Origin of the sequence: Cobetia sp. AM6, assembly GCF_009617955.1 — a bacterium.
Classification (GTDB): Bacteria; Pseudomonadota; Gammaproteobacteria; order Pseudomonadales; family Halomonadaceae; genus Cobetia; species Cobetia amphilecti.
This window is the reverse complement of the sequence record NZ_AP021868.1, coordinates 1,450,546-1,462,900: the sequence shown is the minus strand read 5'-3', so window position 1 is coordinate 1,462,900 and position 12,355 is coordinate 1,450,546. Positions and strand designations below refer to the sequence as shown.

11 protein-coding genes are annotated in these 12,355 nt (G+C 62.1%); 2 read left to right on the top strand and 9 right to left on the bottom strand.

Going from position 1 to position 12,355, the window contains the following annotated elements; translation table 11 throughout:
• Positions 1–81: 81 nt before the first annotated feature.
• Positions 82–513, bottom strand: coding sequence for an OsmC family protein (locus tag CLAM6_RS06270; protein ID WP_043335071.1), 432 nt, complete (start codon positions 511–513; stop codon positions 82–84).
• A 421-nt stretch (positions 514–934) separates the two neighbouring features.
• Here CLAM6_RS06270 and CLAM6_RS06265 point away from each other — a divergent pair, with 421 nt between their 5' ends.
• Positions 935–1,408, top strand: coding sequence for a hypothetical protein (locus CLAM6_RS06265; RefSeq protein WP_153635441.1), 474 nt, complete (start codon positions 935–937; stop codon positions 1,406–1,408).
• 398 nt (positions 1,409–1,806) lie between these two features.
• A complete protein-coding gene (locus CLAM6_RS06260) occupies positions 1,807–2,970 on the top strand; it encodes an oxidoreductase (protein WP_153635440.1) in 1,164 nt (387 codons plus the stop codon).
• A 113-nt stretch (positions 2,971–3,083) separates the two neighbouring features.
• Here the strand turns inward: CLAM6_RS06260 and CLAM6_RS06255 are convergent, their stop codons facing one another.
• The 8 genes from CLAM6_RS06255 to CLAM6_RS06220 all read right to left on the bottom strand — a co-directional run bounded on the left by CLAM6_RS06255 (position 3,084) and on the right by CLAM6_RS06220 (position 12,322).
• Positions 3,084–4,256 carry an NAD-dependent epimerase/dehydratase family protein gene (locus CLAM6_RS06255; RefSeq protein ID WP_347237578.1) on the bottom strand — a complete coding sequence of 391 codons (1,173 nt, stop codon included), beginning with the start codon at positions 4,254–4,256 and terminating at the stop codon, positions 3,084–3,086.
• Positions 4,253–6,094, bottom strand: coding sequence for an ArnT family glycosyltransferase (locus CLAM6_RS06250; protein ID WP_153635439.1), 1,842 nt, complete (start codon positions 6,092–6,094; stop codon positions 4,253–4,255). Before CLAM6_RS06250 ends, CLAM6_RS06255 begins: the two co-directional genes overlap by 4 nt.
• Before the next feature lie 56 nt (positions 6,095–6,150).
• Positions 6,151–7,842 (bottom strand): ArnT family glycosyltransferase, encoded by a 1,692-nt coding sequence (locus CLAM6_RS06245; RefSeq protein WP_242007754.1) that lies wholly within the window; start codon positions 7,840–7,842, stop codon positions 6,151–6,153.
• A 101-nt stretch (positions 7,843–7,943) separates the two neighbouring features.
• Positions 7,944–8,420, bottom strand: a complete 477-nt coding sequence (locus tag CLAM6_RS17900) for a lipid-A-disaccharide synthase N-terminal domain-containing protein (RefSeq protein ID WP_242007753.1) — start codon at positions 8,418–8,420, stop codon at positions 7,944–7,946.
• Positions 8,420–9,304, bottom strand: coding sequence for a glycosyltransferase family 2 protein (locus tag CLAM6_RS06235; protein WP_240548731.1), 885 nt, complete (start codon positions 9,302–9,304; stop codon positions 8,420–8,422). The genes CLAM6_RS17900 and CLAM6_RS06235 overlap by 1 nt, the downstream gene beginning before the upstream one ends.
• A gap of 331 nt (positions 9,305–9,635) precedes the next feature.
• Complete coding sequence (rlmF, locus tag CLAM6_RS06230; protein WP_153635438.1) at positions 9,636–10,817, bottom strand: 23S rRNA (adenine(1618)-N(6))-methyltransferase RlmF; 1,182 nt, start codon at positions 10,815–10,817, stop codon at positions 9,636–9,638.
• 86 nt (positions 10,818–10,903) lie between these two features.
• Positions 10,904–11,785 (bottom strand): siderophore-iron reductase FhuF, encoded by an 882-nt coding sequence (gene fhuF, locus CLAM6_RS06225; protein WP_172978635.1) that lies wholly within the window; start codon positions 11,783–11,785, stop codon positions 10,904–10,906.
• Positions 11,786–11,926: 141 nt separating this feature from the next.
• Positions 11,927–12,322: a thiol-disulfide oxidoreductase DCC family protein gene (locus tag CLAM6_RS06220; protein ID WP_153635436.1), complete on the bottom strand. Its 396-nt coding sequence runs from the start codon at positions 12,320–12,322 to the stop codon at positions 11,927–11,929.
• Between the last annotated feature and the right edge of the window lie 33 nt (positions 12,323–12,355).

Genomic DNA, 12,355 nt, shown 5'->3' with positions numbered 1-12,355 from the left:
CGAGTCGCTGTCGTTGTCGTCGTGGTCGTGGTCGACGCCTGACGGCTATTCGCCCGCACGACTGGGTCGACAAGCGACGCCTCAGTTGACCAGCGAGGCTTCCAGCGAGATCTCGGCGGTGAACAGCTTGGAGATCGGGCAGCCACCCTTGGCCTTCTCGGCGGTGGACTGGAAGTCTGCCTCGCTGATACCCGGCACATCGGCCTTGGTCACCAGGGCGACCTTGGTCACGCTGAAGCCGCTGTCGTCCTTGTCCAGATGGACGGTGGCGGTGGTGTCGATGGCCTTGGGCTCATGCCCCGCCTCGCCCAGCATCATCGAGAGTGCCATCGAGAAGCAGCTGGCGTGGGCCGCCCCGATCAGCTCTTCGGGATTGGTGCCGGCGCCATCTTCAAAGCGCGTGTTGAAGCCGTAAGGCTGATCCTTGAGCGCACCACTTTCACTGCTGACAGTGCCTTTACCCTGCTTGACGCTACCTTCCCAATGCGCGGAACCGGTTTTCTTGATCGTCATGCCTGTCTCCTTGACCTGGGTGAACACTCAGGGCCGTTGCCCTGTCCCTCTCACATTGTCATGGCGCGTCGCGACTTCAAGGGGCGTCTGCCCTTTTGCCATCAGAAGTGTCTGATCGATCGCGTGCCGGCTGCCTATCAATTGCGTGAGCAAGACACGCCACCCACCCCGGCGAGTGCGCCCGTCGCCACGGCCAATTATTGAACAAGAGTTGAATTCCCGCCGTGCGCCCCGATAACTGTTCTATCGATTACCTGGCGCGCAACGCCGAGTTGCAGTCACTCACATCATCTTCTCATGTCTGGCATCCTGCGCTCGCAAGCTGGCGCAGCATTCGCCGACACCTCATACGTCGCCGGTGAATCCCTCACCCGCGCGGCTGCCGACACCGGCAGCCAGACCCGCAAGGAGTCCCCTCATCATGTTCTACAAGACCTCGACAGCTACTACTGACGTCAACGCCTCTCTCCATCGCCAGCGCCCTGCCGCGAGCACCCGCCTGCGCCGTGGCATTGGCGCCGCCGCAGTGATGCTGGGCCTGCTGGGCCTCTCCCCGGCCCAGGCCTTCGACGAGATGAACACCGAGACAGGGACCAGCGGCGCGGCCTCTTCCCAGCATTCCTCGCAGGGCCAGCCTACGCCCAGCCACTCCAAGCGCACCGCGGACGACGCAGCTGACAACGGCGCGCACTATCAACAGAACGAACAGCCCGAGGCAAGCCAGCAAGCCAAGGACAACGCCACCCGCCAGGTACAGAAAAGCCTCGATGGCGGCGAGATCGGCAGCCAGGGCGGCCGACACGCCAACACTGGCCAGGCCAAGCCGACCGAGAACTGGTTCGGCTGCCCGCCCTCCGGCAGCAGCAAGCAGAACGCCCAGTGCGACGGCAAGTGATCACCAGCACTGAGCACTCGCCATAGGCACGATTGGCGCTGATGACGCAGGCCCCGCAACCCACGGTTGCGGGGCCTGCGTCGTTGCGCGCATATGCTTATGTGCATGGAAAGCAGCACTGCGTTGCCACTTCATGCAGCAACCCTGAATTATTTGAGAAAAATCTCGCAAATTCAGTCAATTACATGCACAGGTTGTCAAAACGACAACACTCTCCTTCCAGCGTTCCGGCTTGTGACACCCAGGTGCGGCAGGCACGATATAGGACATGCAGATGATCCGTCGATCATTCATTCAGGCCACCGTACTGCGTCGATCTTCACCTCTTTGTGCACGCAGACGCTCAGGGCCTACGATCGGATACGACAGCGGAATGCTTTCCGCGGGAGACGTACTAGATGACAGACACCACCGCACTGTTCACCCCCCATGCCTTCGCCGGGCTTGAGCTCAGCAATCGCCTGGTGCTCGCCCCGATGACGCGTACCAGCGCGCAGGATGACGGCCAGGTGCACTTTGACATGGTCGATTACTATCGCGATTTCGCGCGGGGCAACTTCTCGCTGCTGATCACCGAAGGCATCTACACCGATGAAGCCTTCAGCCAGGGCTACGCCAACCAGCCGGGGCTGGCCAACCAGGCGCAGCAGGACAGCTGGCGTCCGGTGGTCGACGCCGTGCATCAACAAGGTGGCCGTATCATCGCCCAGCTGATGCATGCCGGCGCCCAGACCCAGCACAACCGCTTCAAGGATGAGGTCGTCGCCCCCTCCGAGAGCCGCGCCAGTGGCGAGATGCTCAGCTTCTACGGTGGCTCCGGCCCCTTCCCGCTGGCCCGCGAGATCAGCGAAGCGGAGATCCATGAGGCGATCGCCGGCTTTGCCACCAGCGCCCGTCGCGCCAAGGAAGCCGGCTTCGATGGTATCGAGCTGCATGGTGCCAACGGCTACCTGATCCACCAGTTCATCAGTGAGCGCTTCAATCAGCGTGACGATGCCTGGGGCGGCGACGCCATCGCGCGTCTGGCCTTCCCGCTGGCGGTCATCCGCAGCGTGCGTGAGGCGGTCGGCGCCGACTTCGCCATCGGCATGCGCCTGTCCCAGGGCACCGTGACCGAGCCGGAGCTCACCTGGCAGGGCGGCCCTGACAAGGCCCGCGAGCGCTTCGCCAAGCTGATGGAGGCCGGGCTGGACTTCTTGCACCTGACCGGCAGCGATGTCGATGCCCCCGCCTTCCCCGAGATAGACGACGAGCGCGAGCGCAGCCTCAGCCTGACCGCACTGGCGGCACAGGTGCGCAGCGAGAAGGCCGCCGAGGTGAGCCTGATCACCAATGGCAATGTCGCCAGCGTCGCGAAGGCGCAGGCCGCCCTGCAGCACGCGGATCTGGTCGCCATCGGTCGCTCGGCGCTGGCCAATCATGACTGGCCCAAGCGCGTACAACGCGGCACCTGCCTCACCGAGTTCGACTTCTCGATGCTGTCGCCGCTGGCCACGCTGGCCAATGAAGAAGACTGGCGCATCGCCAATGACAAACCTGCCAACTGCGAGGGTCGCTGCTGATAGCGACTGACAGGCAAGACGCAAGGAGCCCCGCCAGTTCACTGGCGGGGCTCCTTGCGTTGGGAACTGGTCTCTTCTCGACCTGACCTCAGATATACAGCCACTGATCGCACTCAGGCCTTCAAGAGAGTTCCACTACTGAAGGCCAAGGCCGTCATGGCGGACATGCCGGCCTTTGTCATGCGTCCAGAATGTCCACCTGCAGCGACGCCTGCTTCGTCAGGACATCCCACCCGGGGCGATTGCTCATCATCGGTTTCTCTCAGCAGTGACGGATACTGCTGCGCCCACTCAGCCAACTCCTCAAGCCCTGTCGCAAGACTGACACTGGGGCGAAAGCCGGTCAGCGTCTCGAGTGTCGAGGTATCTGCCCAGGTACGCTCGACATCCCCTGGCTGCATCGGCAGCAGACGCTTGCGAGCCGGGACACCCAGCGCTGCCTCGAGGCCATTGATGAAATTCCCCAATGCGATGGGCTCGCCACGCCCGAGGTTCAGGACACGCGAGGGAGCGGCATTCACTTCCTGCGTCGGCGGCAGGTGCATAAGCCGGTAGATGCCCTCCACGATATCACTGACATGGGTGAAATCACGTGCCATCTGTCCATGGTTGTAGACATCGATCACCTCGTCGGCCAGCAGCTTGCGTGCGAAACGAAGTGGCGCCATGTCCGGGCGCCCGCGAGCGCCATAAACGGTAAAGAAACGTAGCCCTGTCACCGGTAAACCATAGAGATGCGCATAGCTGTAAGCCATCAATTCATTTGAGCGCTTCGTGGCAGCGTACAGCGAGAGCGGGCGTACACCCGCCTGGGATTCCTGCAGAGGCTGACGGGTATCATCCCCGTAAACGGAACTGCTGGAAGCATAGAGCAAATGGCTCGGGGCCGTGTCACGACAAGCCTCAAGAAGATTGACGAAGCCGACCAGGTTGCTGTCGACATAATCAAAAGGCTGAGTGATGGAGTGGCGCACCCCAGCCTGGGCCGCCAGATTGACGACGACATCAAACTCCTCTTCCTGCATCAATGTGCGAAGCGCCTCACGTTCGACAAGATCCAGCTTGACGAAGCGAAAGCTGCCCAGCCGGCGTGCATTCCCGGGGGCAGCAACGCACTGCCCGGCAAGTGCTTCCAGACGTGTCAGGCGGTGCTGTTTCAGCGCCAACGGATAGTAGGGGTTGAGATTGTCGAGACCGACGACCTGCAGGCCTTCCTTCAAGAGTCGCTCACACAGAGCAGCACCAATGAAACCTGCAGCCCCAGTTACCAGTATCTTCATGCTCATCGTTTCTCCTGAGCGGTCATGACCAACGCCGTTGGTGCTGATGAGGGGCCGCCCAATGCCGCTGCGGGTACCGTCAATAATCGGTGGCGTCCCTGATGAAAGACCGGCGTGGCATTGGCTCCATCGTCTACTGCCGCCTGACACCAATCACGCATGCCGGCCAGAGGGCCTCGCGTGTCGGGTAGACGCAGACATTTGTCAGCCTCGATTATCAGCCAGCCATCGGGATGCGCTGTCTGCCAGGAATTCAGCTGACTCGAATCGCGCTTCAACTGCTTCAGCGGTTGGGTCAGTCGCCCCAGAAATTGCCAGGTTGCCTGATAGTCCCAGCCAACGACGGCCACCTCCTGGCCTTCCTGTTGATGGTGCTGAACCCATTGAGCCAGGGCAGTCTGATCCAGACGTGGCCATAACGGACGCAATGTCAGGGCCAGCAAGCAGGTCACCAGCAACACGCTGCCCAGCGCCAGTCGCCGCTGAGCATTCAGCGCGCTATTGCCCTGTAACTCAGCGGCGGGTGTTTGAGCCGTGATGGAGCGTCTCGCCTCATCCACGGAAGGCCATAGCCATACCATCAAGGCCAGCAAGCTAGCTCCCGCCATGAGACACGCAAGGCTTGCGTTGCCCGAAGCCACCAGCGCTGCGTTGGTCGGCAGAAATGAGGCATCAGTCAGCCAGCCTGCAGGCATGACGATGACCGCCAACGCCAGGCTTGTCAGTCCCAGGCCACCGCTGATCATCGCCAGCAGTTTCAGCGATGTGCGAGCCGGAGGCTGGCGCAGAGCAGCCCAGGCCAGCAGCAGACTCACCGGTACCAGTAGCGGCATCAGATAATGCACTTGCTTGCCGGAGATAAGTGAAAAGACCAGCAGTGCGCCCAGTGCCCAGAAGCGTCCCAGCTTCAGCAAGGGATGCTCTGACGTTGGCCGCCGAACAACCGAGGCCAGAACCCCCTCGATCAGCAATCGCGGGCGCAGGCTGAGCGGGAAGATCAACACCGCCAGCCACGGTAGATACCACCATGGCGGTCGAGCATGATCCTGCGCGGAGACGACGCGGTTTGCCGTCTGGCCCCATAGCAGATCCTCGACATAGTCGGGAGGGCCTGTGATGACGGCGGGAAGCAACCAGATGCACAACACCGCGATGCTCAGCAGCAGGCTCAACACCCAACCGCGCCACTCACAGACCCACACCTCGCGGGCTTGTGCTTGCGTCCACCAGGGGCGCGAGCCGACCACCAACAGAAACCACAAGAGTGCGACCGGCCCTTTGGCCAGCAAGGCCAACCCCAGCCACACACCACTCTCGAGCACGACGCTCAGGCTGAACGGCTGCCCTCCCTGTGGTGTACACCAGGGCCGCAACGCGCCTAGTAGACACGTCGTCAACAGCACATCGAACATCAAGGCCTGGCTATAGAGCACCCACATCAGACAACCGGCGAGCATCCAACGCACCATGCGTACCCAAAGTTCATGCCTCTGCCGTTCGGCATCGGCCAGGCCAGTGGCCGGCCACAGGGTGCGGGCGACACGCCCTATCTGCAAGATACCCAGCAGACTGACCAGTGGCATCACCAATCTTGGCCAGACATCATTGACTCCAAAGACCATCCATCCGGCGTGAATCAACCAGAACAACAGTACCGGCTTGTCAGCGTAGGCCGCCCCGTTCATGGTCGAGACGAACCCGCTGCCGGCATGCCACATCTCCCATGCCACCGAGACATAGCGAGTTTCATCGATGGGCAGATAGGGTCGTGCCAGCGCTGCTGACATCAGCAACACTCCCCATAGCGTCCAACATATTCGCTCGCTGGCATTCAGGTTGATCAACGAATGGGAGCCCCTTCCCACCAGGGATATCGCACATGAAAGTTGCTTCTGACACTTCATGGCTGAACCTCCGGCATCAGAGTATGGCGCTGGGGAAGTCCGATCAGCTGTGCCGCTTCATTCGAGACCGAGGTCGGCGCCAGATACATCGGCGCAGCATCGGGATTGCCCTGACATTTCACGGCCGCGCTGCCAGGTAGCAGTACCCATTGCTCATCCGGCTCATTCAATGTGATGGCTTGTGCGCCATCCAGACAGGCATGCCGCTTGAGCTTGCGGGGTGTCAACAAGACCCAGCGGTTCTGCGGGGCCTCCTTCAGCCATGCATAGAGGCGCGAGAATTGGTCTTCCTCCGGCGTCTTGTAACCGAAGTGCCACAATGGTTGGCGCGCCTGCAGGATGTATTGCTCACGAAAGTCGGGAATGGCCAATGCCTGGTAATCGCTCTTCTCGGCAACCTTCGCCATCAGTACGGCAGGATTGCGAACCGGGTCCATCAATCGTGCCCCCCAGGTGCCCCACAGACTCCAGAACACCACGAGCCAAATCCCCAAGGCCAACAAGCCATTCCGTGGTTTCAGCCAGGTACAGAGCGTGATACCGCTGACACCCAGCAGCCCCCACCACCCCCACGGCACCACTCCCTCCTTTTCGGCAAGCGTCGCCAATGCCGGGTACCCGAAGACACCGAGCGGTGCCGCGATCAGGAAGATGCCTGCCAATCCGGCGCAAAGTGCAAACCCCAGCCAGGAGACATGAGGCTTACGTGACAACCCCGGCAACATGGGTGCCAGACCGATCACCAACAACGGCAGCGCCGGCAGGATATAGACTCCCCGCTTGCCTGGAGACAACGAGAAGAAGACCACCATCAATGCCGCACCCACCAGGGGCAGCCAGACTCGTAGATCGCGGCGCGAGAAGCGGCGAGCGAGTGCCTTCGGCCACGAGGGTAGCGTCAGCAGCAGCGGCATCCATGCCCAGGGAATCACACTGGTCAGGAAGTAATGCCAAGGCTTCAGATGATGCCAGCTGTCGGTGTATCGCTCAGCGGTCTGCTTGAGCAGGATGTTGTCGCGATAGGCGGCAAGCTCCGAATCGCCGGACACGAAGGACATTACCAGCATCGGCCCTACCCAGAGCAGCGGAGCCGCCAGCATCCAGCAGAGTCCGATCAACAGCTCGCGTGATGTCAGCTGCCCTGCGCGACGACCACTGCTGCGCCAAGTCGATGCGTGACGCGCAGCCATCAGCCAGAAAGGCAACATCAGCAACGGCAGGAACCCGACCCCCTTGGTGAGGATGCCAAGCCCCATCGCAAAGCAGCCGAGATAGAAATAGCGCACGCCATCATTGAGCAATGCATGCCGCAACAATCCCCAGCTACCCAGCAGGATGAAAGCCGTGACCAGCATGTCGATCTGAGCCGTACGGGCCTGCAAGATGAACTGCACTGACGCGAGCAACCACAGCCCGGCAATGAAGGCTGTGTGCCGGCCATGCAGGCGGCGAATCAGGTCCACGCTCAGCCCCAGAGTCGCGGCCCCGGCCACCAGCGATGGCAGGGCAAAGCCGATGCGGATATCCCCCACCAAGCCAGTGGACAAGGCACTGAGCCACATGAAGATCGGCGGCTTGTCGGGATAAAGCTCTCCCGCGCGGTGTGGCAACCACCAGTCCCCCGTGATCCACATCTCGAGACCATTGAGCGCGAAGCGTGGCTCATCGGCAGGCCACGGCATACGCATGCCAAGCCCGATGGCAGAGACAGATAGATACAACGCCCCCAGGACCCACCAGGGATGGCGGGAAAGTCTTCGGTACACACCGCCAGCTGGCGTCATTGCCTTCATGCGCCTGTCCCTTGGTGCTGAACGGGATTGGCATGGAGGTGTGCCACTTCAGTCTTGAGTCGGGCGTTTTCTATCTCCAGCGACGCGAGCCTGGCCTTCAGGGAGTCGTCAGTGCCCGATTCGCGTTCTTCCGTCTTGCCACAAGCGTGTTCGACGACAGTGGACTCCTGCGGTGCCTGGGACGACGCTTCGCTGCCAGGCGACGTGAGTGACCGGCGATCCCGCTTGATCAAGCTCAGATTACGCAGATAGATGAAAAGCCCTGCCCCCTGACCGGCAATGAATACCGGGTCCTCGCGATGGATGGCATACGCAAGCAGCGTCATGCCACCGGCAAGCGAGAACCACCAGAAGGCACGAGGAACGATGGAACGACGCGCCTTCTCACTGGCCAGCCACTGAATGATGAAACGCGCCGAGAACAGCGCCTGGCCTCCAAAACCGACAGCGACCCACCACGGACTGACATCCATCAGCAGGCACCCCGCGCCACGTCGGCCTGGTCCGGGTTGCTGTCACCTGCTGCTGCATCGTGACCGTCAGCCTGATATCTAGAGGGGGAATCAAACAGGCTTGTTGGCGCGGATGCAGAGGGCGTCGACACGTGCGTCCCCACCAACGGCAGCGAACCATGGTCGATGGCCTCACTGGCAGCATGGCCAAAGATATTCTCGAGCGGTGACGGTAGACGCGAGCGACGCACAAGCCACATCACTCCGACGATATCGGCAATACCGACCCAGAGCCGATCGAAGAAGCCGTATTTGGATACTCCTGCCACTCGTTCGCGGTGACGGACTGCCAATGACTGCACCTTGCCACCCTGAGCGCGAACCAACGCCGGAAGAAAACGATGCATGTGATCGAAATACGGCAGCCGAAGGAAGACGTCACGACGCATGACCTTGATTCCGCAGCCGGTATCTGGCGTGTCATCGTGCAGCAGCGCTTGTCGGATGGCATTGGCCAAGCGTGATGACACACGCTTGACGGCATCATCGCGGCGTTGCGTTCGATGTCCAGCTACCAGGTCGAGCTTTTCGAGCGTTGCCAGTGACAACATGTCCGGCAAGTCCGCTGGATCATTCTGGCCATCGCCATCCAGGGTCGCCAACCATCGACCGCGCGCCAGCCGGGCAGCCTGCCACAGCGAAGTACTCTGTCCGAAACTGGTGCCGTGATGATAGGGACGCAATCGTGAATCTTCCTGCGCAGCCTGCTTGAGCCAACTCCAACTGCCATCACTGGAACCATCATCCACCACGATGATCTCGTAGCGCTGCCCCGCAAGCGCCTCATGCACCTCGGCAATAAGGCCCGGCAAGTTGTCACGCTCATCACGAGCCGGTATCAACACCGAAACTCCTCCGCACAAGGCCCCCTCGCCCTGCGCCCGGGGGTGGTCTGGACCAGGCGATGTCATGGTGATCGCGGACTTCATGGAATAACTCCTGAGCAATGACTGGGCGTCGAGCAAGCCGGATAGATGTCAGATCCTGCAGCGATCGGAACCGGCAAGCTGTGCGTTTCTGGCAGAAAGTTTGCCCGCAAACTATTAAGACAGGCTTAAGTGAAGCGCGGATGACAACCGCCAATGCAAGAAGCCCCCGTCGCGCTGGGCGACGGGGGCTTCAATGCAAAGACATCATTGAGCCGAAGACTCTCTTGATACGGCTATGACAGACGCTTCACTTCCCTTGCCAGTGATTCCGCCCCCACTGCCGACGCTGGTCGGGCGTGAGATACGACCAGGCGACGAAGCGGCTGACCTTCTGCCCCTGGGACATCTCGATCACCCTGACCTCGCTGGCGCCACTGCGCTTGAGGGCTTTCCTGATGCCGGTCAGGCTCGCCGAATGCGCGACCAGCGAGGTGAACCACAGGCACTGCGTGGCGACATTGCGGCTCTCCTGGATCATGCGGGTGACGAAGGCTTCTTCCCCGCCTGGACACCAGAGCTCGGCCGCCTGACCCGCGAAATTCAGCGCAGGCGCGTTGCGTGACCCACCCTTGCGTGAGGCATTGCCGCGCTGCTGGCGCGATTTGTCGAGCCCGCGCCATTTACGCTGCGATTCCCGCGCCATATCGGCTTCGCTGGCATGGAACGGTGGATTGCACAGCACCACATCAAAACGCTCATCCGCGCCCCAGATCCCAGCGAAGTGCCGCGTGCGATCGGCCTGTAGTCGCACCTCGATCTGGCCCTTGAGGCGCACATTGGCGCTCACAATCGCGCGAGCCGAGTCGATCGCCTGCGCGCTGATATCACTGCCGACCATCTGCCAGCCAAAGCTGCGATTGCCCAGCAGGGGGTAGATGAGGTTGGCGCCGGTGCCGATATCCAGCGCGCGCACGTGCTCACCCGCCGGCAGCTGACCGCCATTCGCCTCACTGATCAGGTCCGCCAGGTAATGCAGATAATCGGCACGCCCGGGGATGGGCGGACACAGATAGCCGGCGGGAATGTCCCAGTGGGCGATGCCGTAATGGCGACTCAACAGGGCCCGATTGAGCGCCTTGACCGCGAGGGGATCGGCAAAGTCGATGGACTCGCTGCCAGCGGGTGTCTTGATCACGAAGGCCGCCAGTGCCGGGCTCGCCTTGACCAGCGCGGCCATGTCATAGCGCCCACGGTGCGGGTTGCGGGGGTGCAGCTGACCCTTGCGAGCCGGGGTCACCTTGATAGAAGGCGCCTTGTTGGAAGGCGCTTGGACGGAAGGTGCCTTGGCCGCGCCAGGCTTCTCGCGGGCGGCCGGATCACGACGGTCAGCCGGGGCGGCCTGCTGACGACTGTCAGCCGAGTCGTGTCGGGAGGATGCGCCAGACTTGGCGAGGGAAGCACCGCGTGGGCGGCGCGAAGACGAGGACATGACGACATACCGGACAATGACAGGGGACGCCATCTTACCAGAGGGCGCCGATCAACACAGACCGCTGCCGCTCAGGACGCTACCTATCAGGACAGGTCGCTACCGATCAGCGCCGCGCGCGAGTTGGCGCGCTGATCGACCCGACGCGTCTGAGCGCGGCGGGCCGTGGCGCGCTCGATGCTCAGCGGACAATTGCTGCAATAGCCCAGACACTCGATGCGATAACGCACGCAGCACACCTTGCGCGGCGTATGCCGTTCGCCGTGGCGGTCCATCACGTCGCTGACCGGCTGATAGAGCGGATTGCGCCGCCCGTCGGCCAGAATTCTGGTCGCCATCAGCTGACGTGCCGGCGCCGCCTGCGCGACCCAGCCCTGCTCTTCCAGCATGCCGACGATATAGACGAAGTAATGCGCCGCGTTGCTCCAGAAGACCTTGGGCCCCAGCGCAGTGTGCGGCACGAGGCGCTCGATGACGGCCTCAAGATGCGCCAGGTAGCCCTGAAAGCGCGCCTGGAGCCGCGTCGCCTCATCGGCCGACTCGATCTCCGCCGGGAGGCTTGTGCCCTGCCCCGCCGCATCATCGAGTATCAGCTGCGTGACCACGCCATGCTCGCCAAGGCGCAGCGAAAGATGTCGCAGCTCCAGCGGCAGTTGATGATCCAGCAGCAGGTTGGCCGCCAGCGGCAGCGATACCATCGAGGACAATAGGTACTTGGACCACTGGGAAAGCAGCGCCTGCTCATCGGGAGCGCTGATGTGAGAAGCGGCGTCTGCCGGGCCGGTCTCGTACTGCATGCCATGCGCGGCGATGCACGCCGCCAGCCACCCGGGGCTTAGCACATCGCGCGCCGGCACGACACGCTGGAGCGACGCCTCATCACCTGCCTGCACCTGAGCGTAGGTAGTGATCAGGTCCCGGTAGGCAACCATCGGACCGGCAAAGAGCGGGGAAAGCGCGTCGATCATCGGGAAGCTCGCAGACATGAAGAAACAGACAGTGCCTCACATACTAACGAAAACTATTAGCATTTGCATATCAAAAAAGCATGATAAACCAGCAGGGCTTGCAATGGGGGTTCCAGCGGCCTGCGTCGGGCTCGCCGACACTCACAGCCTGCCGTCCCGACACAGCCGACGACGCACCCAGGCATCGTAGACTCGCGTCAGCGCCGGCTCGATCAGCGGCCGCGTGATCAGCCACCCCAGCCAGGCAAGGCCGGGGATGCGCGCAAGCAGCAGGCGATACGCCGGCATGCCCTCACGGATCTGCCCTTGCGCTGTCTCGACATGCAACGACAGCAATGCCTGCTTGAGGCCGATGCCGCGAGCGGCGAGATGCTCGGCGTTATCCGTCGCATCCCACCACTCCACGTTGGCGTCTTGGCGCGACAGCCGCTCGTAGCGGGCGCGTTCACGACGACACACCGGGCAGCGCGCGTCGTAGTAGATCCTGATGAGTGGCAAACCGTCACGCTGAGGTTGCTGGCTGGCGGTGTCCGACATGCTGGCCTCCCTCTTGTGATGAATGTGCGCGGT

Coding starts and splice junctions, on each gene's coding strand:
- CLAM6_RS06270 (WP_043335071.1), bottom strand. CDS start 513: ATGACGATCAAGAAAACCGGTTCCGCGCATTGGGAAGGTAGCGTCAAG.
- CLAM6_RS06265 (WP_153635441.1), top strand. CDS start 935: ATGTTCTACAAGACCTCGACAGCTACTACTGACGTCAACGCCTCTCTC.
- CLAM6_RS06260 (WP_153635440.1), top strand. CDS start 1,807: ATGACAGACACCACCGCACTGTTCACCCCCCATGCCTTCGCCGGGCTT.
- CLAM6_RS06255 (WP_347237578.1), bottom strand. CDS start 4,256: ATGAGCATGAAGATACTGGTAACTGGGGCTGCAGGTTTCATTGGTGCT.
- CLAM6_RS06245 (WP_242007754.1), bottom strand. CDS start 7,842: ATGCGTATGCCGTGGCCTGCCGATGAGCCACGCTTCGCGCTCAATGGT.
- CLAM6_RS17900 (WP_242007753.1), bottom strand. CDS start 8,420: ATGGATGTCAGTCCGTGGTGGGTCGCTGTCGGTTTTGGAGGCCAGGCG.
- rlmF (WP_153635438.1), bottom strand. CDS start 10,817: ATGTCCTCGTCTTCGCGCCGCCCACGCGGTGCTTCCCTCGCCAAGTCT.
- fhuF (WP_172978635.1), bottom strand. CDS start 11,785: ATGATCGACGCGCTTTCCCCGCTCTTTGCCGGTCCGATGGTTGCCTAC.
- CLAM6_RS06220 (WP_153635436.1), bottom strand. CDS start 12,322: ATGTCGGACACCGCCAGCCAGCAACCTCAGCGTGACGGTTTGCCACTC.